Below are 19,986 nucleotides of genomic sequence, written 5' to 3'. Positions count from 1 at the left end.
CTCGCAGGTTAGCGGACTACGTCGATTTGCCCAGTGTGTCTCGGTAGGGTTGCTTATGGCATTCAGAGGACTTATGGGTGGCGGGGCGAAAGTCGACACTGTGCTGAGCAGTCCCCGGGTGTACCCCGGTGGAAACCTGCAGGGGACGGTCAACGTCGCGGGCGGCACCAAAGACGTCGAAGTCAACTTCATCGAACTGGCGCTCACCGCACGCGTCGAAGTGGAAACCGAAGACTCCGAATACAATTCGACGGTCGTGTTCAACAAGCGTCGAGTGAGTGGGCCGTTCCGGTTGCAAGCTGGAGCGAGATTCCCGGTCCCGTTCGCAATCGACATTCCGTGGGAGGCGCCCTTCAACGAGGTCGCTGGGACGAGCCTGCACGGCGTCCGGCTCGGGGTGCGGACCGAACTGGATATCGCGCGTTCGATCGACAAGGGCGACGTCGACCCGATCCAGATCCTCGCTCTGCCCGCGCAGGAGCGGGTAGTCGCGGGCTTCGCGCAAATCGGGTTCAGGCTCAAGGGATCCGACCTCGAGCGCGGCCGCCTGAGTGGCTCGCCGCTGCCGTTCTACCAGGAGGTCGAGTTCTACCCGGCCGACCATTTCCGCAGCAAGATGCAGGAGCTCGAGGTCAAGTTCGTGACTCGGGCAGGCAGCATGGACGTCGTTCTCGAGATAGACCGGCGGTCGGTGTTCGGCGGGAGCAGCGACAAGACGAACCGTTTCACCGTCGACTTCGCGACTGCCGATCACCAGGATTGGCCGACCGTCCTCAACGACCACCTGTCGCGAATCCTCGGCGGTGGTGGTCTTTTCGGTGGTGGAGTGGATCGGCACGCGTCGCCGTTGCTCAGCGCGCCACCTGCGCAGCATTACCCGCCGGCGCCGCCGGCGTACAACCCGCAGCCGACCTATCCGCCGCAGGCACCCGCTTACCAGCCGCCACCTGCAGCTCCTGCCTGGACCCCGCCGCCTGCGCCGCCCGCGTATTCGCCACCCGCGCAGGCGGCTCGGCCGGGTCATGGCGGCGGCATCAACCTCACCAAGGGCGGAAACGTCAACCTGAGTCAGCAGGCCCAAGGCTTGACGGCGGTGTCCGTCGGACTCGGTTGGGACGTGAGCGCTTTCGGCGGGGGCATCGATATCGATGCGTCGGCGCTGGTCATCGCGGCCTCGGGACGAATTCTGTCCGATCAGCACTTCGTGTTCTTCAACAATCTGAGCAGCCCCGACGGTGCTGTTCAGCACGCGGGCGACAACTCGACCGGCGCGGGCGCGGGGGATGACGAGCAGATTTTGGTCGATCTGAATCGGCTTGGGCCGGAAGCGGATCGGATTGCGTTCGCAGTATCGATCCACGATGGGGGACCGAAGGGCCAGAACTTCGGGCAGGTCCGCAACGCGTACATCAGGGTCGCGAACCGAGCGGACGGGCGCGAAATCGCGAGGTACGACCTGTCCCAGCAGGCCTACAGCGAAACAGCGATGATCTTCGGCGAGCTGTACCGGCACGGTGGTGACTGGAAGTTCCGCGCTGTCGGTCAGGGCTTCGCCGACGGACTTGCGGGCATCGCTCGAAGCTTCGGGCTGACGGTATAGCTGCTGTGCGCGGTTAGGGAGTCCAGTGACTCGCTAACCGCGCGCAGGGGCTAGGAACTGAAGAGCATCTTCGCGAAGCTCTTCTGCTTGTAATGCCCGTGGCTGCCGTAATGGCCACCGTGCACCGGTGCGCCCCATGCGGGCTGCGCGGGATACACGGGCTGTGCCGGGTAGACGGGTTGCGCGGGCGGGGCATAACCGGGCGCGGGCGGAGCCGGCGGGGGCGCGGCAGGCGTCGACCACTGGGACTCGGCGCGATTGACCTGCTCGAGCTCGCCGTAGTCCAGGAAGATCCCGCGGCAGTTGTCGCACTGTTCGATCTGAACTCCGGCACGGGTGTAGGTCCGCATGTAACCGGGGCACTTCGGACACTTGAATTGCTGACTCACGTGCGTCTCCCACCATCGTCGCATTTCGGTACTCAGGGGAGCTTACCCACGCGTGCTATGCCCCGGCAGCATTCGATCAACAGCTGCTCGACCTCGTCGAGCTCGCGTTCTTCCCGTGCGGCGGTGGTGATTGCGCGCGCCGCGGCCTGGACGGTGCAGGCGCGAGCTGGTCCGTCGAGTAGTAGCCACGGATCGACTCCCGTCGGAAGGGCGCTACCGCCCGCCACACGGTAGGCGTCAAGGAACTCGCCCCAGGTCTGTGGTGCCAGCATCCCGACCGCGAACCACGCCGCTGGCCGAGCCAGGTCCCACACCTGGGGTCCGGCGCCCAGCTCGTCGATGTCGATCAGCCGCCACCGCTCGCCGATCCGAACCATTTGCCCCAGATGCCAGTCACCGTGTGCGAGGCCATGTTTCAGAGTCGACGGCGCAGCCCCGTCGCCGACCGTCCACGGCGGCAGCTCTGCGCGAGCGCGCAATACGACATCGGCCGCGTCGGAGCGGATTGCCGAGAGCCTGTCGATCGCACCGGCGATGCGGGCGGGTCCACCGATGTAGGGGAGCGGGTCGCTGTGCACAACAGTGTTGTGCAACTGGGCGAGCAGGTGCGCGGCATGCAGCCAGGGCGCGCGGTCGGGATCTGTGGGATCCACGGGATCGCCGACCGGCCACACGGTCGCCAACCGGTCGGCAACCGGAACGGGGAACCCGGCCATGGGGGTCAGCAGAATTTCCGCAACCTCGGGAGCCGAGGCCATTGCGATCCGTGTGGCGAGTTCGCGGGGGTCGGTGCCGGGTGCGTGCAACTTGACCACGAGGTCCCCGACTCGCAGTACCGTCACATCGCGGCGGTCCGCGAGCAGCTCGGTGTCGGCGGTGGCGGCCGCTCCAGCAGTGCGGGCGATCGCGAGCAGGGCAGCTGTGCGATCGCTCATTTGCGACATTCTCGCAGACCAATTTTCGGGCCATCTGCGATGAACTTTCGATGTATCGACAAGACTGTGGCAATGGCTAAACGTGGGACCGGCTCGCTGCTCGTCGACAACGAACTCGCGGAACCGACCGGTCCGCTGCCGGATATCGCGGAGGCGCCGGAAGATTCGAGTCTGCCCCGGCGCAATCCGGTTCTGGCGCTGCAGCATCTCGAGGCCGCCCTTACCCGCGCGGATCTTGCGCATCCGGACGTCCTGACGCGCCAGGAATTCAGGCGCCTGCGCTACCTGATCAGTTTCGCGCGGCTCACCGTTTTCGAGCCGGGTGCCGCGGGTCCGGGTGGTACCCGAGGGCGTGGCGACGTCGACGTCTCCGGGGAGCTCGAAGATTTCCGCGTGCAGGTGGTCGCGGCATTGCACGGTCCGCTGCGGGAAGAGCAGGACCTGAAGCAGCGTCTGGTCGCGGCGAAGGCCGTTCTCGAGCAGTTCGTCGAACCGCTCGAGGAGTTGCGGCAGCAAATAGCGGAGCGCCATGCGAACGATTTCTCGCTCGACGAACTCGACGCCGAAGTTTGCTACAAGTCGCTGGTCTGCGTCCTCGGCGGTGGCGGCGGCGCAGGGTTCGTCTACGTCGGCGGCATCCAACGGCTGGTCGAAGAGGGGATGGTTCCCGACTACTTCATCACCTCGTCGATCGGCTCCGTCGTCGGCAGTGTCATCGCCCGCACCAATCCGATTCCGGTCGAGGACTACATCGACTGGGTCAAAACGGTCACCTACCGGGGGATCCTCGGACCCGAACTGCTGCGCCGCAAACACGGCCTGACGGGCGTGTTTTCACTGCGGTTCAACGTCTTCGCCGAAGAGATGTTCCGGCGGGAAGACGGCGAGCAGATGCGGATGACGGATATGGCGATCCCCTACGAAACCGTCGTGGCCGGCGTCCGCAAGCAGTCGTTCGACCGGCTGCCCGGACGATTCCGGCGTTCCGAGCTGGTCGGCTTGGGTATGCGCGCGTTGCCGAACATTCGGCTCGGGACCGGAACCGCGCTTGCGACGCGGTTATGGCAGGTCAGCGCCTTCATCGACACCCGGGTCGTGAAACCCATGGTCATCGGTGGCGACCCGCTGACCGAGCAGTTCAACGTGGTGGACGCGGCCAGCTTCTCGTCGGCGATACCGGGGGTGCTGCACCACGAGAGCACGGATCCGCGCATGCATCCGCTGCTCGACGAACTGATGGACCAGACCCAGGTAGCCGCCCTCGTCGACGGTGGAGCGGTCAGCAATGTGCCCGCCGAGCTCGCATGGCGGCGGATTCACGACGGCAAACTCGGCACCCGAAATGCCTGTTACTACGCGTGGGATTGCTTCCACCCGCAATGGAATCCGAAGCATCTGTGGTTGCAGCCGATCACGCAGGCAATTTCGGTGCAGATGGTTGCCAACGCACCCTTTGCCGACCGGATCGTCCGCTTCAGCCCGACACTCGCGGCGACGAACCTCGCACCCTCGGCGGCTTCGGTCGACAGCGCCGTCGAATGGGGGAGGGCATCCGTCGAGGAGTCGCTTCCGATCATGAAGCACCTGCTGGAACCGGTGTGGTGGGACGGCGACGGTCCGCCGCAGCGTCCGGTCGTCGTACCGCCGAAGAGTTCGTTCGTGCCCGAGTCGATGAGTGCGATCGTCGAAGCTGCTCGAGCCGCGGCGGAGTACGTGCCTGCGTGGAAGCAAGTGGCGCGACGGTTACCCCGGGTCAAGCGTTAGATCGGCGGACTTCGGCTTCGAACCGAGCCTGCCCAGGCCAACGGCGACAGCGCCGGAGACAAGAACGATCGGCGCGATCACGAGCAGTGCCGGCGCAGTCGGTGCTGCAATGTGCACTAGCATCCAGGCACCGAACGCGAGGAACAGCGCAGCCGCCGAGATGCGGATGAAGTTCTCCGGCAAATGCTTGCCGGCGATCGCTCCCACGACGATCGCGAGTGCGTCGGCCGCGACCATGCCGATCGTCGAGCCGATCCAGACGCCGACCCAATCGTTGTCCGCAGCCAGGGTGACCGTGGCGAGCATCGTCTTGTCGCCCAGTTCCGCCAACAGAAACGCCGACATGACCGCAAAGAATGCCGGCGCTTTGTTCTGCTCGGCGCGTGTGGTCTCGTCCTCGGTCAGCGAGTCGCCGCGCAGTGTCCACAGCCCGAAACCGATGAACGCAATGCCGCCGACGATGGCGATCGCAGTGGCCGGAAGCGCAGCTCCGGCATAGTGACCGACGCCGACGGACACGATGTGCACGAGCGTCGTAGCTGCGGTGATGCCGCCGAGGACGATCCACCACTTGTGGCGCAACGCGAACGTCATCGCCATCAACTGGGATTTGTCGCCCAACTCGGCAACGAAAATGACTCCGAAACTCAGGAGCAGGGCGGATATCACAGAAACCTCCGGTCAAGTCGACTGACCGAAGGTCTCGCCCACCGGCACGATCCGGTCCGGGAGCCGGGCTCGCGCATCTGTGCGCTGGCCAGTATGTCGACTCCGCGATTGTGGGCTACTCCCCTTCGCTACCGGTAACCATACGCCGCGCGGCTCGGCCACGCAAAGTCGGTGTAAGCCAAATCGCAATGCGCGCAATAAGTTTGGCGAAACTAGCGCGATTCTTCGGGTTCCCTCATGCCGCCAGGAGCATCGCCAAAACTGCGGTATCGGGGTCTCTTATCGGGTCGACACCGACCCTGCTGATCATGGACGTGACTGTGCCGTCCGCTTCGGTCTCCACCCATGCGGCCCGGTGCTCCAGTCCCAGGTGTGGCAGGCCTGGGAGCAATAGGCAACCCGACGCAGCGCCCACGCACTCAGGTAGCGAGGGGCGCGTCTCCGATGGCGGGTGCAGCATCAGGAGCGCTGGCGGCAGACAACCAGCAAATCGGCCCGGGCCCACAGCGGACGCGCCGATGACCGGTCCCTCGGCCACGACCAGCCCGACGGTCCCCGGTTCCGGGTCCTCCGGCAGCTCTTCGCGCGCACCGAACACCGTGGAAGTCGACAGCAACCCTGGCACGGTTGCGACGCGAACAGCCAGTACGAGCAGGTGGGCCCATTCCTTGGTCGTGTTCGGCCACCGACCGGAAATCACGAACCCGTGCAGCGTTCCCCCGGAATGGAACGGCGCAATGCCGATGTAGTCGTTTCCGTTCATCGTTGCCTCCTCTGCGGAGGGCCACGTTGCCCATGACTTGCTACTTATGCAGCTGATACAGAGGATGCGTCAAAGATGGGCTGGCACACAAGAGAGGTCGAGTGCCAGAAATGGCTGTGCGCGGTCAGTGAGTCCAGGGACTCGCTGACCGCGCACAGGGCACGAAGCCGGCTATCTCAGAAGATCAGGCCGTTCGCCTGCGTTGTGGCCTTCGCGAAGCGATCCTGCACATCGGCCCAGTTGACGACGTTCCAGAATGCCTTCACGTAGTCCGCCTTGACGTTCTTGTACTGCAGGTAGAAGGCGTGCTCCCACATGTCGACCTGCAGCAGCGGGATGATGCCGAGGGGGACGTTGGCCTGCTGGTCGTACAGCTGGAAGGTCAGCAGCTTCTTGCCGAGGGTGTCGTAACCCAAGACCGCCCAGCCCGAACCCTGCAGGCCGTTCGCGGCCGCGGTGAACTGCGCGCGGAACTTGTCGAACGAACCGAACTGGTCGTCGATTGCGGCCGCGAGGTCGCCTTCGGGCTTGTCGCCACCGTTGGGGGAGAGGTTCTTCCACCAGATCGAGTGGTTGACGTGGCCGCCGAGATGGAAGGCGAGGTTCTTCTCGTTCAGGAAGATGGCGCCGTGGTCTTCGGCTTCGCGCGCGGCGGCGAGCTTCTCGAGCGCCGTGTTCACGCCGGCGACGTACGCGGCGTGGTGCTTGGAGTGATGGATTTCGTTGATCTGGCCCGAGATGTGCGGCTCGAGAGCGGCATAGTCGTAGTCGAGATCCGGCAGGGTGTATTCAGACACGGATGTCCCTTCCTCCTGGGCTTTCCTGCCCATATAGATGTTGCCGTCAATGGGAGCGTTTCGTAGGTATAGCCACCTGTTTACATTCGTACACCCCCACCCCTGACGATGATCATGGAGGCCCGACAACAGGTGTGATAGGTGTAACCTCGTGAACTTTCGATTCGCGGTATCGGTGAACAGCGCCTTAACATAAGACGGCGTGGGGGTACTCCAGCGATTACTCAGAGGCTCCGCCGGGGTCGACGCGCCGCGTGTCGACGTTCCTGGCGTAGATGCGCTGCGCACATTCGCTGTTCTCGCCGTCCTCTACTGTCACATTTCGTATTACCTGGTAGATGCCCTGCAGGCGTCCTGGGTGCCGATCGGCCTGGTCGACGCAGTGCTCGTGGAAGGCGCCCGGCTCAATCGTCACCTCACCTTCATCGGTGTCGCGACCTTCATGATGATCACCGGTTTGCTGATCACCAGATCGGCTATCACCAACAGCCGCAGGCGCTTTTTGATCAACCGGATCGGAAGGTTGCTGCCCTCACTCTGGGTGGCGGTGTTCGTGGCGATCGTCCTGGTCCGCATCGGCGTCAACCACATGTTCACCGGCCAGGACGGCATCAGCAATTTCGAGGCCATTTCGAGCTTCTTCCTCGGCGGCTTCTGGGTGAAGCCGGAAGTCGCGGTCCTGCAGGTGACGTGGACGCTGGTTGTCCAGGTCCTCTTCTACTTCTTCTGTGTCGCCGCTCGTCCGCTGCTGCGCAGCACGCCGGTCGCAGTGCCGATTCTCGGCGCGCTGCTGTGTGAAGGGATGCTGCTCTACAACCAACTGGTTCCCGCGGACGCGACCGTGCCGATGCTGTCGAAGATCGCTGCGACGATGCCGGCCATTCTCCTCGGCCAAGTCTTCTACCTGTACTGGGCGCGGCTCGCGCCGTGGCCGTGGTTGGTCATCGCCGGATTGGCCCAGCTCGAAGTCCTGACGATGGCACAGGACATGCACGCCTACGGTCTCGACAAGCACTACGTGCGGACGATGATCCTCGTTGCGGTCTGCGTCGCCGTGCTAGCGAAGCGGAACGGCCCGGTCGCGCGGTCTGCTGTGGTCCGCTGGATCGGCACCCGCAGCTACGCGATCTACCTCGTCCACACCCTGATCCTGTACCGGACCTACGAGCTCACGGTCGGAAAACTCGGGACAACGGGTGCAATCGTGGCGTTCCTGATCGTCACTGCCGTGGTGTCGGAGATTCTGTATCGCTGGGTCGAACTGCCTGGCGGGCGGTGGATCTCACGGACGTTCCTCACCAAGGAGCGCATGATCGACGGCGTAACATCGAAACATGTCGTGGTACGAGGAACTGCTGGGGCGGGTCAGCCTGAAATCGACGATGGTCACGCCCGAACAGGCCCTGTCGGGCCGAACCGACCCGATTCGGCTACCTGACACCCATTACGTCAACGGACATCCGATCAAGCCACCGTTCCCGGACGGTCTGGCACGGGCGGTCGTCGCGATGGGGTGTTTCTGGGGCGCGGAGAAGGAATTCTGGGAGCTCGACGGCGTGTATACGACCGCGGTCGGATACGTCGGCGGCTTCACGCCGAACCCGAGCTACGAGGAAGTCTGCTCGGGCCGGACCGGTCACACCGAGGCGGTGCTCGTCGTTTTCGATCCCGCGGTGATCAGCTACGCCGAGGTGCTGCGCCACTTCTGGGAGAATCACGACCCGACGCAGGGGATGCGGCAGGGTAACGATCAAGGGACGCAGTACCGGTCTGCGATCTTCACGACCGACGACGAGCAGGCGCTCGTCGCCGCGGACACGGCGGCGTCGTTCGCTGAGAAACTCGGCGCGGCCGGCTACGGCAAGATCACGACCGAAATTGCGCCATTGCACGAATTCTTCTACGCCGAGGGCTACCACCAGCAGTACCTTGCGAAGAACCCGAACGGCTACTGCCCCATCCATGCGACTGGAGTAGTGCTCAACTAACGCGGGCTAGAGCGGCGGCGCGATGTCGTCGGCGAGGTGGTCGGCCTGCGTGCGCGGATCTCCGGCGTCGTGCGCGGTCCACCACCGCAGGCCACCCGCGATGAACTCTTCCAGCGCAATCGGGTCGCCGCTGGGGCTCGTGATCTCGATCGCGGTGAACCAGATCCGCAGGTCGAGTTCTCGTGGCGACGTGCCTTCCTCCTGAGAGAACTCGAGGACGTGCGGCGCTTCGTCGTTGCTCAACCGGGTATCGAGGCTGAGCAGGTGTCCCCACTGGGTCCAGCTGCTCTCCGGCAGGTCGAGGAACTCCCAGCCGTGCAGGTGACAGCCGCCGAAGCTTTCTACCGCGGTGCTCAGATCCTCCAGAGCCAGCTTTTCGACGGTGGGTGCGATCTGGTCCCAGCGCTGACTGCGCAGCGATGCCGCGAGTCTTGCAACGCCGGCAAGCGCGAGTACGACGGTCGGGTTCGGCGTGGGCTGTTCGGCCTCGCCTGGCAGTGCCAGCACGTCGAGGGTCAGCGACACTTTCCCACCGCGATCGTCCACCGTGATGCCCCGGCACGTCGCTTCCGAAAGTGCCGTATTCAGGCCGTGAAGTTGCCCCGCGCTCAAGTCCACGAAGTCAGGCTATCCGATACCCGTGGTTCCGGCCTCGCGTCGATGAATTTGGCTCGGCGACCCGGCCGGCCCGGCGAACGGTGGCCGGCGTTTGCTCGCAGGGCCGACACCTGTGGATTTGTGACCGTTGATAGGGCCGATCTGTGGATCAGCCTGTGGATACTGTGGATAACACACCCCCATGCCGTGATACGCATCACATTATTGTGACGAATATGGCGTATGCCATCGGAAACAAACCGTGGGTCCGAGTTCGCTGAAAGTTATCCGCATCGCGGATTAGGGACGGTTTGCACAACTTTGTGGCCGTGACAGGATCGAAGTGTGTCTGCCACCTCCACGACTGACAGGATCGAATCGTGAGCGTCGACGCTGAATCGGTTTCGGTGGCGGCCGTGCCCGCCGAGTCGAGTGAATCCGCCGTCCTGCTCGATGTGCGGGAGGACGACGAATGGGCGCTCGGGCACGCTCCCGGCGCACTGCACATTCCCATGGGTGATGTGCCCGCGCGCATGGACGAGATCGACTTGGACGCCGATTTGTACGTGATATGCCGCCAAGGTGGGCGGTCGATCCGCGTTGTCCAGTACCTTCGGCGAGTGGGATACGAGGCTGTCAATGTGTCGGGCGGAATGGTCGCCTGGCAGAAGGCAGGTCGGCCACTGGTACGCGATGGCGAGGGCGAGGCGAAAATCTACTGATGGACGGAACGGCGGCCCCGCGGACCACAATCCAGGTCTGCGGTCAGTGTGGGGTGCGGTGGCAGGTGCCGCGGCCCCCCGCGCAGCGGTGCCCGAAATGTCACGGCGCGCTCCTTCCGCCCTACACCGTCGACCCGCCCCGCCGCACGTTCCGCTGGGTTGCTCGCAAACCGAGCCGGGGCGACGGGCATGTGCTCCAGCCGCCGCAGGCAGCGACGCCCACGCCGCGCTACACGGAGACGCCCAGGTGGGGTCTGCACGATCCGGCGCCGGTGCCGACTCCCGTGCGCCAGGAAGGTATTTCCACGCTCGCCAGGCTCGCCGCCCCGACGCTCGCCGCGACAGCGATCATGTTCGGTCTTGCATCGATCGCCGAAATCGCACGGTACTGCGTGCTGTTGCGCAACCGCACCAGACTGATCGATCCCGCGCTGCTGGCCGGATCGGATTCGGCCGTCTGGTCCACGTCGCTGCTCGGCGCGCTGCTCCTCATCTCGTCGGCGATCGCGACAACAGGTTGGCTCATCGCGGCTCGTAGGAGAGCTTTTGCCAAGCAAGGCCGCCGGGATCCGCGCCGTCCTTGGACCATAGCGATCGGTTGCCTGGTCCCGATCGTCAACTGGGTTTATCCAGGTGTGTTTCTCACCGAGGTCGCCGCGGCCGAATTCGACGGCTCGCCGCCGGTACGGATTCGCAGGCTCGTCGTCGCGTGGTGGTGCGCCTGGGTGTTCTCGGTGGGGTTCGCGATCTTCAATGGGCTCTGGTGGCTGCGCGACTCGTTGCAGGACGAAGCGAACGGTGTTCTCTACAGTGCGACCGGCGATCTGATCGCCGCAGGTGTCGCCGTTCTGACAATCCTGGTCATCCGCACGCTCGACGGGGATGATGTGCTCGGACGTCAGCGAGTTCCGCGGCGATGGGTGGTTGCCACAGGACCGGTGACGCCGGTGATCGAGCCGATCAGGCCCATACCGCAGCCCGAGCCGCAGGAGGTAGTGGCCAAGTGAGCCCGGACAACCGCGCGCCCTTCGTGGTCGCGCATCGGGGCGCATCTGCCGCCAGGCAGGAGCACACGCTCGCCGCCTACGAGTTGGCGCTGGAAGAAGGCGCCGACGGACTCGAATGTGACGTCAGGCTGACTCGGGACGGCCACCTCGTCTGTGTCCACGACCGGACAGTCGACCGGACATCGTCGGGAACCGGACTCGTCAGCGAGTTGACGCTCGACGAACTGCGCGCGCTCGATTTCGGGCGCGACGAGGAACCTGCACAGGTCCTCACACTCGCCGAGCTGATCCAGCTGGTCCTGGACTGGAAGAGCCGGCCGATCAAGCTGTTCGTCGAGACAAAGCACCCGGTCCGCTACGGCGGGCTTGTCGAAAACAAAGTGCTCGCCGAGTTCCAGCGGTTCGGAATTGCGGCGCCGCCGTCCCCCGCACATTCGCGGGCAGTCGTCATGTCCTTTGCCGCAACCGCGGTGTGGCGGATCAGGCGGTCCGCGCCGCTGCTGCCGACCGTTCTGCTCGGCGACTCGTCTGTCTACCTCGGCGGCGGAGCTGCGACGACCGTCGGCGCAACAGCGGTCGGACCGTCGATCAAGACTCTTCGAGAGCATCCCGATTTCGTCGATCGCGCCGCGGCGGCAGGCCGCGCAACGTACTGCTGGACGGTCGACGATGCCGACGACGTCAAGCTGTGCCGCGAGCTGGGGGTCAGCTGGTTGGCGACCAACTATCCAGGCCGCACGAAAGAGCTACTCGCCGACTCGTCGGCTTAACAGTCGCAGCAGGCGTCCCCGGCGCAGCAACCGCAGCACGCGACTTCGCAGCAGCAGTCGTTGGAATTGCTGGAGCTGCTTTGACCTCGGCACCAGCCCTGCTTCTTCTTCCGGTCCCACGCGCCTTCGTAGGGGTCCCGGCAGCACAGCTGGCAGGTGCAGCACTGCCACGACCAGATGCCGCAACCGGTGAAGAAGTTGCGGCGTGGCGGGTCCGGCGGCTCGGGCGGCTGGCTGCCGGGTGCGGTCTGCGGATACTGGCCCTGGGCGCCCCCGAACGGTTGTTGCTCGATCGGCGGTGCTTCGTAGGGGCTGTTCTTGTCCCAGGGCTGGTTGGGATCCCACGGTGGCTGATTCGTCGCGCCGATCTCGTGACCGTGCGTACCGAATGCGCGGTCGACGGAGTGCTGCAGCTCGTGAGCGAGGAGCAGGTGGGTCAACCGCGGATCGACGAACTCGACGTCGCGCAGGGCCAGCGTGATGCCGGTCGTCGCGTCGTCGCACAGGCGGCGTGCCTCGGCGAGATCCGCGCCGGTTGCGGTGATCGGATTCCACGCGCCCGATGCGGCGTCGGCGCGGCGATCTTCGACGGCGTCGAGCAGATGTGCCAGCCGACCGAACAAGCGCCCCGCCTCTTGGAGCGGTCCGATGTTTCCAGGCCTGCCCGCGAGAATCGCCGTGTGCCCGAACGCGGCGGCGGTCGCGGTCTCGGTGGGCTCGGTGATCGTCAGAAGCGACGTGCCGACGCGCGCCGAGCTTTCGAGCACCGTTTGCCGGTCGACCGCATCGACCAGGACCGCGGTGTCGAAGCCCAGGTCAGAGCCGATACGTCCACCGGCGCGGTTCCAGTTCGTCGCAACGCGGCGTGCAGCAGCGGCGACCGGCTTGCGGCCGAGGATGCCGTCGTGATCGGCGATGTGGTCGCGCACCTTTGCCGACGCCAGGACGAGCGACACCGCAGCGGCCAAGCGCGCGCCCTCGCCCTGTGCGACCGAAGCAGTCCGCATGCCGCGCAACGGGCACGGTCCGGCCTTACGGCGCCACGCACCGGACTGTTCGGACTGCGCCTCCACGAGGAGCGAGATGATGAGCCCGTCGTAGTTGGTGGCCACTCGCGCGAACTGGCCGTGGTCATCCCGTAGTGCCAGACAGAGCCCGCACAGGTGGGACATCCACTGGGTCCGGAGGCCCTCGGACAGTCTGTGCCGACACGGCCGAACGATTCCGAACATTTGCCACCGCCACTTCGTGGTATCTACAGGTGCTGCACAGGAGGATATGGCCCATACCGGGACGAACGGAGTCGAACCGCGGGAGTTCGGAGAAACGACATGGGAATCCACGATGTGCGGGCCGGATCGGATCCGACGAACTCCGCGCCTAGCAGTCGCAGCCGCACCCGTCGCAGCAGCAGCCGTCGCAACTACAGCAGTCGCATTCACAGCATTCGCAACAATCCGAGCAGTCGCACTGGTGGCACCAACCCTGCTTCGGCTCACCGGTCCACGGGCTGTGATACGGGTCCCCGCAACAGATTTGGCAGGTGCAGCACAGTCCTAGCCAAACCCCGCAGCCGGCGACCACGCCGCGCCTGACGGGGGGAGTGCCGAAGTTGAGGTCCGGCGGCGGCGCCCACTGGGGTGGTTGCCGATTGGCGGTCGCGTGGTCGTGTCCGGTCCCGAAGACGCGGTCGACGGACTGCTGCAGCTCGTGTGCAAGCAGGACGTGCGCAAGTTTGCCGTCGACGAACTGCGCGTCTTTCAGCGCCAAGCGCACACCGCGGACCGCGTCGTCACAGAGTCGCCGAGCCTCGGTGAGGTCGGCGCCGGTCGCGGTGAGCGGGTTCCACGCGCCGGATGCGGTGTCTCTGCGCAGGTCCTCGACCGCGTCGAGCAGGTGTGCAAGGCGCCCGAACAACTGACCTGCTTCGGCCAGCGGCGCGACGTTCTGCGGCTTGCCCGCCAGCACCGCAGTGTGTGCGAATGCCGCGGCGGTGGCCGATTCGGTGGGCTCGGTGATCGTCAGAAGCGAGGTGCCGAAATGCGCCGAGCTTTCGAGCGCAGTCTGCCGGTCGACCGCGTCGACCAGCACCGCGGTATCGAATCCCAGATCGAGACCGGTCAGTGCGCCGCCACGATCCCAGTTGGCGGCGACCCGGCGCGCGGCGGCCGCCACCGGCTTGCGGCCGAGGATGCCGTCGCGGTCCGCGATGTGGTCGCGGACCTTCGCCGAGGCCAGCACCAGCGACACCGCTGCGGCGAGCCGTGCGCCCTCACCATCGGCGACAGACGCAGTTCGCATACCGCGCAACGGACACGGACCAGCCTTGCGCCGCCAGTCCGCCGACCGGGCCGATTGGGCTTCGACCAGGACCGACACGATAAGACCGTCGTAATTGGTTGCCACGCGTGCGAATTGGCCGTGGTCGTTGCGCAACGCGAGGCACAACCCGCAGAGGTGCGCCATCCATTCGGTCCGCATGCCCTCGGACAGCCTGTGCCGGCACGGCCGCACGATTCCGAACATCACATCTCCCTGCAGGTCGGGTCGACCGGAGCATCCTAACCGCGAGCGCGCCCTTCGGCGCGGTAGCTCGGCGCGCGGAGTGTAGGTTCTGGCGTCGTGGGCAAAAGCAAACGGAATACCCCGAAGCCAGGCAGTAATCGCGCGGAGCGGATCGCGGAACGTCGCGCGGCGGTGGCGGCGCCACCCGAGGAACATGTCCGGCCTTTCGCCGGGCTCGCGGCGGAGTGCGACCTGGTCGCGTTGCGTGAATTCGTGCCGTCAGCGACGGCGAAACTTCCCGTCACCGGGGATGCGACCGTCGTTCTCGCTACGGTGCTACCGGGAGCGGTTGCGGCGCTCGTGCGGGACGAGGACGGCGTCAAGACCGGATACGTCGGTGTCCAGGTTCAGGTGCAGTCCGAGGACCCTGCTGCCGACATCGGAGTCGCGGTCCGCTGGGCGATCGGTGCCGAACCGGGCGATTCGCTGCAGTCCGCTGAAATAACCGCGGACTCACCACGATTGGCCGATGTCATCGATCCTGCGGTGAACCTCGAGATCGCGGTGCACCGCGACTTCAATTGGTGGATTCCCGAAGGTGCCGAACCCGCCCCCGAGGTTGCCGCGACGGTCGCGAAAGCGAACGACGCGATCATGCCGTCGGCGAGGTTGGCCGGATTGCACGCGGCATGGTGGGTCGACGCCGGCGACAAAGCGCACCTGCGCTGGGTACGCCCCGAATCCGAAGACGACTTGATGCATGCCCTCTCGCGAGTCCACGCGGCCGGTGGCCTGCATCTGGGCGACGGTTCGCGGTTTGCGGGATCGTTCCGGACCCACGGGCTGCTCGTGCCTGTGTTCGATCTGGATCCGGAACGCCATCCCGACGAATGGGTCGCCGCCGCAACCGAGTTGGGCGAGCGCCTCGATGACGCACTGGCTGTCGATGGTCCCCTGACGTCCGCCGAGCGACGCGCGCGCGACGGCATCCGCGGTCGTCAGGTGACCTTGCGCTGACGTTCCTGCTGAGCGAGCCTTCTTAAACGCTGCCGCCTGCTGAGGGGGGTGCGCCCGTCGTGTCGGCTGGCGCACTCATCTCGCGGGCGACGAACTCCTCGAGGTCGAACAGGTTGCTTCCTGCGCGGTCGGCGATGGTCAGCAGGGTCGTCATGCTCGCGACTTCCTCGACCTGCTCCTTGAGGAACCACTGCATGAACTGCTCGCCGAGGTACTCGCCCTCCTCGCGTGCCGTGCTTGCGAGCTGCACGATCTGCTCGGTCACCGTCTTCTCCTGTGCCAACGCGAGCGCAATCGGCTCGCGGGCGTCCGCGAACTGCGTCTTGGCGCCGTCGACACCGGTGAGCTCGATGGACATATCGCGATCCAGGAAATATTGGACGATCATCATCGCGTGATTGCGCTCTTCGACCGACTGCTTGTAGAAGTGTTTGGCCAGTTGCGGGAGGTCGGCGTTGTCGAACCACACGGCGGTCGCGATGTATTGATGTTCGGCATTGAATTCGTGCCGAATCTGGTCGTGAAGTAATCCGTGAAATTTGCTCCGCTGTGCTTCAGTCGTCGTCATGAAACCAAAGATATCGCTGGTCAGAGGCCTTGTCATCCAAGTCCAACCTAATTAAGGGAATGGTGCCCTAATTAAGTCGACGCTAATTGCGAGTTGCATTTCAGCGGCGTGAAACTATTGCCTCGCAGCACCGGCAATGCGTGGTGCTGGTGCTGCGGCACGGGTCGGAGTGCGAAGTTCACGGGCGACGAATTCCTCGATATCGAACGTGTTTCCTGCCGCACGATCGATGACCGCGAGCAACGTATTCATGCTCGCGACCTCCTGAACCTGGGCCTCGAGGAACCAGCCCATGAATTGTTCGCCCAGGTAGTCGCCTGTCTCGCGGGCGGTGCGGGTCAGTTCGGTGATCTTGTCCGTTACGTCCTGTTCCTGGCTCCGCGCATGCTCGACCGCACCGCGAATGGACTCGAAGCTCGGCGTCACCTCGTCCAGTCCGCCGACGCTGACCTCGAGATCCCGGTCCAGAAGGTACTGCACCATCATCAGCGCATGCTCGCGCTCCTCGGTCGCCTGCAGGTAAAAGCGCTGCGCGAGTTGAGGGAGCCGACTCGTGTCGAAGTACACCGCGATGGCCACGTATTGCTGCGAAGCGGTGAACTCGTGGCGAATCTGCTCACGCAGAAGCTTGTGGAAAGCGCTGTCGCTCTGAGTAACCCGGTTCGGCATGGTTCGAAGGCTACTAGGCGAGCCAACGGGTGGGGTCAGTAGTAGTGAACTCGCGGACCGACCGGCCGACCCATCCTGCCGAGGGCCATCGTCGCGAGCCCTGCCAGAACGAGCACGATTCCGATCGCCCACAGAATGGCCGACTCGAAAAGCCAAGCACCCAGCATGAGGAGAATTCCAACGGCAATCATGAGCACGTGATTACCCGGCGAACGGGCAGGTCAAACCGCCGGGCGTGCTGGCGTGTTCTCCTCGCTGCGCGCCGAGGAGGCGGTTGGTGAGGTCCCTTCTCGGGCGATGGTCGGGCATCAGCCTGTTCGGCAGGCGAACCGGCGTGTTCTGCGGTGTGTCGCGTCGAGTGGGCCTGTGGGGCGGAATTCTTCGCCGAACCCCGCCCAGTAAGCCCGGCGGGTGGACTTGGGCGGGATTCTGCATGGCCCACCGAGGGGGCGGTTGTTGAGGTCCCTTCTCGGGCGATGGTCGGGCATCAGCCTGTTCGGCAGGCGTACCGGCGTGTTCGGCGGTGTGTCGCGTCGAGTGGGCCTGTGGGGCGGAATTCTTCGCCGAACCCCGCCCAGTAAGCCCGGCGGGTGGACTTGGGCGGGATTCTGCATGGCCCACCGAGGAGGCAGTTGTTGGGGTCCCTTCTCGGGCGATTGTCGGGCAACAGCCTGTTCGGCAGGCGAACCGGCGTGTCCGGCGGGTGTGTCGCGTCGAGTGGGCTTGTGGGGCGGGATTCTTCGCCGAATCCCGCCCAGTAAGCCCACTGGGCGGGCGGAGCCGGGCGGGATCCTGCACTGCCCACCGAGGAGGCAGTTGTTGAGGTCCTGACTCGCCAAATGCTCCGGCATCAGCCTGTTCGGCAGGCGTACCGGCGTGTCCGGCGGGAGTGTCGCGACGAGTGGGCTAACGCGGCATGGCCCACCGAGGAGGCGGTTGTTGAGGTCCTGACTCGCCAAATGCTCCGGCAACAGCCTGTTCGGCAGGCGAACCGGCGTGCCAGGCTCCGGTCGGGAAAGGCGGAATCAAGGTGTGGACGTGATCAGCGACTCGGGGATCTGTTCGTCCGCAGCCAGGGCCCCGAAGAATTCGGCGGACCGCTCGTCGTCCCAGATCACGACGTTTCCGACGTCGAGGTCCTGGGTGCTGCCGATCGGAATGGTCGTGGTGACCAGGTCGCCGCGTAGCGCCCAGCCGAGTAGTGCGATGTCCCAGACGTGGTCGCCGTTGTCGACTCGCATGGATTTGACGGCGTCGCGGGCCAGCGGCCACATCTTGAATGGATTGACGAGAGTCCCGAACGTTGTGGCCTGCTTCAGCAGTGCGCTGAGGAACAGTCGCTGATTCCGGATTCGGCCGAGGTCGTCGATTCCTTCGCGCGTGCGGACGAAGCCGAGTGCCTGTGCGCCGTCGAGCTTCTGGCAGCCCGGCTCGAGTTTGAGGCCCGCCTTCGGGTCGTCGATCGGTTGTTCCACGCAGATGTCGACGCCGCCGATCGAATCGACGAGTCCGGCGAACCCGCCGAACCCGATCTCGCCGTAATGGTCGATGTGCAAACCCGTCGCCTGTTCGATGGTCTCGACGAGCAACTGCGCGCCGCGCGCTTTGGAGACGGTCTCGTCTTGCTGGGACTCCTCGAGGCCGAAGGCGTAGGCCGCATTCACCTTGTCCTCGCCGTAGCCCGGAATCGGCAGGTAGGAATCGCGCGGAATGCTGATCATCGTCGACTTACCCGATTTCGGGATGTGGATCAGGATGATCGTGTCCGTCCGGCCATTACCGGAATCGCCGCCGGTCGCGAGTGTTTCCTGCTCCTCGGGGGTCAGGTCCTCGCGGCTGTCCGACCCGACGAGCAGCCAGTTCGTGCCCGGTGTGTCACCGACACGGCCGACGTAATCGGTGAGGGCGTCGATGCGATTGAGCTTGTTGTCCAGATAGAAGACGGCTCCGACTATCAGCAGGATCAGTATCAGCGGAAGCGACAGCGCTCGCCGGACCCATCGCCACGGGCTCTTGCGGCGCCGAACCCTGGGTGGTTTCGGCGGTCGCGAAGGTGGCGGTGGCGGTTGCTGACGGTAACCGCGCGGCGGGGGTGGCGGCGGCGGCGCGGACACGAAGCGCTGCTGGCGGTGCGGCTGGGGCGGCGGCGTGAATCGTTCCGGCTGCTGCGGGGGTGCGTGCTGAATGCCCTGATATTGCGGGGGTGGGCTCGGCCGCCGACCCTGCGGCGGCGGGCGATAGACAGGCGGTTGCGGCACTCGCGACCACGCCTGTTCGGGTTCGCCGGGTTTGGGTCGGCGCAGGATCTGAGTGCCTTCGGGTCCCTCGGGCGGCGGGGGCAGGGGTCTGTTACGCGGCGGCACGGGCGGTGGCGGAAGCGGCCGGCGCGGTGGCCGCCGACCGGCCTCGTCGTCTCCGAAATCGCCGTTCACGAGACACGACTTTACGCACTAGGGAAGCCAACCGACGTGGTCGTGGATCAGCGCGTATCCGATGTATGCGACGACGTCGATCGTCGCGTGCGCGATGAGGAGCGGCCACAGGCGGTTCGTACGCTGCCAGTAGCGGCCGAACACGAGTCCCATGACGAGGTTGCCGACCCCGCCGCCGAGGCCTTGATACAGGTGATAACTCCCGCGCAGGACCGCGGATGCGGCGAGCGACGCGTTCTCCGACCAGCCGAGTCGGCGCAGCCTCGTGATCAGATAGCCGACGACCAGAACCTCTTCGGCGACGGCGTTCGCGATTGCCGCGAGGACGAGTGTCGGGAATCGCCACCAGTGGTCGGCAAGCGCGCTCGCCGCGATGGTGACGTTCAGCCCGAGAGCATGCGCCCCGAGGTACAACGCGAGCCCCGGCAGACCGATCAACGCGGCCAGGCCGAGTCCGGGTACCACGTCGCCGCGCAGCACCGGCCGCGCAAGCCCGACCAGTCGCGGACCGATCCCACTGCGCCACAACAGATATAGGCCGAGTGCTGCCCAGCCGCACAGGCGCAGGATGCGAAGCAGTTGGTAGCAGAGGTCGATCAGCGAAATCGTCGACGCCGACCGGTTCAGCGCGATGGTCTGATCGGCCAGACTCCCCGGTGAAAGCTGCGCCTCGACCAACGAGATCGCCGCGCTCAACCCGCTCAACCCGAAGGTCACGATCAGGACGATGAGGATTTCGAGCTGAATTCCTCGTCGTTCACGCGCGTCGAGCGGTTCAGTCGTTACGGACACCC

The 19,986-nt window shown here is 65.3% G+C and carries 21 protein-coding genes and 1 pseudogene; 9 read left to right on the top strand and 13 right to left on the bottom strand.

Translation table 11 applies throughout. The annotated features are described in order from the left end of the window. Nucleotides 1-55: 55 nt before the first annotated feature. Both JGU72_RS30740 and JGU72_RS30735 read left to right on the top strand, forming a co-directional pair. Nucleotides 56-676: pseudogene (locus tag JGU72_RS30740) on the top strand (sporulation protein); the annotation flags it as partial. A gap of 357 nt (nucleotides 677-1,033) precedes the next feature. Next, a complete protein-coding gene (locus JGU72_RS30735; RefSeq protein ID WP_307828500.1) occupies nucleotides 1,034-1,600 on the top strand; it encodes a TerD family protein in 567 nt (188 codons plus the stop codon). 50 nt (nucleotides 1,601-1,650) lie between these two features. Here JGU72_RS30735 and JGU72_RS16790 read toward each other — a convergent pair whose 3' ends face one another. Both JGU72_RS16790 and JGU72_RS16785 read right to left on the bottom strand, forming a co-directional pair. Beyond that, entirely contained in the window at nucleotides 1,651-1,989 is a 339-nt protein-coding gene (locus tag JGU72_RS16790; RefSeq protein WP_307828478.1) for a TFIIB-type zinc ribbon-containing protein, read from the bottom strand. Between the two features lie 32 nt (nucleotides 1,990-2,021). Further along, the gene (locus JGU72_RS16785; RefSeq protein ID WP_199685079.1) at nucleotides 2,022-2,924 is read right to left on the bottom strand and encodes an aminoglycoside phosphotransferase family protein; all 903 of its coding nucleotides are present in this window, start codon (nucleotides 2,922-2,924) and stop codon (nucleotides 2,022-2,024) included. A gap of 72 nt (nucleotides 2,925-2,996) precedes the next feature. Between JGU72_RS16785 and JGU72_RS16780 the strand changes: the two genes are divergently transcribed. Beyond that, a complete protein-coding gene (locus tag JGU72_RS16780; protein ID WP_199685078.1) occupies nucleotides 2,997-4,688 on the top strand; it encodes a patatin-like phospholipase family protein in 1,692 nt (563 codons plus the stop codon). On the opposite strand, the gene JGU72_RS16775 is transcribed toward JGU72_RS16780, so the two are convergent. The 3 genes from JGU72_RS16775 to JGU72_RS16765 all read right to left on the bottom strand — a co-directional run bounded on the left by JGU72_RS16775 (nucleotide 4,668) and on the right by JGU72_RS16765 (nucleotide 6,917). Continuing rightward, a complete protein-coding gene (locus tag JGU72_RS16775; protein ID WP_199685077.1) occupies nucleotides 4,668-5,357 on the bottom strand; it encodes a TMEM165/GDT1 family protein in 690 nt (229 codons plus the stop codon). The genes JGU72_RS16780 and JGU72_RS16775 overlap by 21 nt on opposite strands. 235 nt (nucleotides 5,358-5,592) lie before the next feature. Further along, entirely contained in the window at nucleotides 5,593-6,120 is a 528-nt protein-coding gene (locus JGU72_RS16770; RefSeq protein WP_199685076.1) for a peptidase, read from the bottom strand. A 176-nt stretch (nucleotides 6,121-6,296) separates the two neighbouring features. After that, nucleotides 6,297-6,917: a superoxide dismutase gene (locus JGU72_RS16765; protein WP_199685075.1), complete on the bottom strand. Its 621-nt coding sequence runs from the start codon at nucleotides 6,915-6,917 to the stop codon at nucleotides 6,297-6,299. Nucleotides 6,918-7,119: 202 nt separating this feature from the next. On the opposite strand from JGU72_RS16765, the gene JGU72_RS16760 reads away from it, so the two are divergent. Both JGU72_RS16760 and msrA read left to right on the top strand, forming a co-directional pair. Next, nucleotides 7,120-8,355: an acyltransferase family protein gene (locus JGU72_RS16760; RefSeq protein ID WP_199685074.1), complete on the top strand. Its 1,236-nt coding sequence runs from the start codon at nucleotides 7,120-7,122 to the stop codon at nucleotides 8,353-8,355. Continuing rightward, nucleotides 8,252-8,905, top strand: coding sequence for a peptide-methionine (S)-S-oxide reductase MsrA (msrA, locus tag JGU72_RS16755; protein ID WP_199685073.1), 654 nt, complete (start codon nucleotides 8,252-8,254; stop codon nucleotides 8,903-8,905). Before JGU72_RS16760 ends, msrA begins: the two co-directional genes overlap by 104 nt. A gap of 6 nt (nucleotides 8,906-8,911) precedes the next feature. Here the strand turns inward: msrA and JGU72_RS16750 are convergent, their stop codons facing one another. Next, nucleotides 8,912-9,523, bottom strand: coding sequence for a hypothetical protein (locus JGU72_RS16750; protein ID WP_199685072.1), 612 nt, complete (start codon nucleotides 9,521-9,523; stop codon nucleotides 8,912-8,914). A 359-nt stretch (nucleotides 9,524-9,882) separates the two neighbouring features. Here JGU72_RS16750 and JGU72_RS16745 point away from each other — a divergent pair, with 359 nt between their 5' ends. From JGU72_RS16745 to JGU72_RS16735, 3 genes are read left to right on the top strand one after another with little or no spacing between them, the layout of a single operon-like run. Further along, nucleotides 9,883-10,224, top strand: coding sequence for a rhodanese-like domain-containing protein (locus tag JGU72_RS16745; protein WP_199685071.1), 342 nt, complete (start codon nucleotides 9,883-9,885; stop codon nucleotides 10,222-10,224). Further along, the gene (locus JGU72_RS16740) at nucleotides 10,224-11,231 is read left to right on the top strand and encodes a DUF4328 domain-containing protein (protein WP_199685070.1); all 1,008 of its coding nucleotides are present in this window, start codon (nucleotides 10,224-10,226) and stop codon (nucleotides 11,229-11,231) included. The genes JGU72_RS16745 and JGU72_RS16740 overlap by 1 nt, the downstream gene beginning before the upstream one ends. Beyond that, complete coding sequence (locus JGU72_RS16735) at nucleotides 11,228-12,001, top strand: glycerophosphodiester phosphodiesterase (protein WP_199685069.1); 774 nt, start codon at nucleotides 11,228-11,230, stop codon at nucleotides 11,999-12,001. The genes JGU72_RS16740 and JGU72_RS16735 overlap by 4 nt, the downstream gene beginning before the upstream one ends. On the opposite strand, the gene JGU72_RS16730 is transcribed toward JGU72_RS16735, so the two are convergent. Both JGU72_RS16730 and JGU72_RS16725 read right to left on the bottom strand, forming a co-directional pair. Continuing rightward, nucleotides 11,998-13,233 (bottom strand): DUF5685 family protein, encoded by a 1,236-nt coding sequence (locus tag JGU72_RS16730; RefSeq protein ID WP_199685068.1) that lies wholly within the window; start codon nucleotides 13,231-13,233, stop codon nucleotides 11,998-12,000. The two genes, JGU72_RS16735 and JGU72_RS16730, sit on opposite strands and share 4 nt — an antisense overlap. Before the next feature lie 148 nt (nucleotides 13,234-13,381). Next, nucleotides 13,382-14,527, bottom strand: a complete 1,146-nt coding sequence (locus JGU72_RS16725; RefSeq protein WP_199685067.1) for a DUF5685 family protein — start codon at nucleotides 14,525-14,527, stop codon at nucleotides 13,382-13,384. Nucleotides 14,528-14,623: 96 nt separating this feature from the next. Between JGU72_RS16725 and JGU72_RS16720 the strand changes: the two genes are divergently transcribed. Beyond that, entirely contained in the window at nucleotides 14,624-15,523 is a 900-nt protein-coding gene (locus JGU72_RS16720; protein ID WP_199685066.1) for a DUF5926 family protein, read from the top strand. Between the two features lie 22 nt (nucleotides 15,524-15,545). Here the strand turns inward: JGU72_RS16720 and JGU72_RS16715 are convergent, their stop codons facing one another. From JGU72_RS16715 to JGU72_RS16695, 5 genes are all read right to left on the bottom strand, one after another. Next, complete coding sequence (locus JGU72_RS16715) at nucleotides 15,546-16,091, bottom strand: ferritin (RefSeq protein WP_199685065.1); 546 nt, start codon at nucleotides 16,089-16,091, stop codon at nucleotides 15,546-15,548. A 114-nt stretch (nucleotides 16,092-16,205) separates the two neighbouring features. Further along, complete coding sequence (locus tag JGU72_RS16710) at nucleotides 16,206-16,760, bottom strand: ferritin (protein ID WP_199685064.1); 555 nt, start codon at nucleotides 16,758-16,760, stop codon at nucleotides 16,206-16,208. Between the two features lie 35 nt (nucleotides 16,761-16,795). After that, entirely contained in the window at nucleotides 16,796-16,951 is a 156-nt protein-coding gene (locus JGU72_RS16705) for a DUF6131 family protein (RefSeq protein ID WP_199685063.1), read from the bottom strand. Nucleotides 16,952-17,785: 834 nt separating this feature from the next. Further along, entirely contained in the window at nucleotides 17,786-19,066 is a 1,281-nt protein-coding gene (locus JGU72_RS16700) for an LCP family protein (protein ID WP_199685383.1), read from the bottom strand. Nucleotides 19,067-19,210: 144 nt separating this feature from the next. Continuing rightward, nucleotides 19,211-19,984: a CPBP family intramembrane glutamic endopeptidase gene (locus JGU72_RS16695; RefSeq protein ID WP_199685062.1), complete on the bottom strand. Its 774-nt coding sequence runs from the start codon at nucleotides 19,982-19,984 to the stop codon at nucleotides 19,211-19,213. Nucleotides 19,985-19,986 lie beyond the last annotated feature (2 nt).

It is taken from the genome of Antrihabitans auranticaus (assembly GCF_016481275.1).
Taxonomy (GTDB): Bacteria; Actinomycetota; Actinomycetes; order Mycobacteriales; family Mycobacteriaceae; genus Antrihabitans.
The sequence above is the reverse complement of the archived record's forward strand: the minus strand, read 5'-3'. Positions and strand labels throughout refer to the sequence as shown.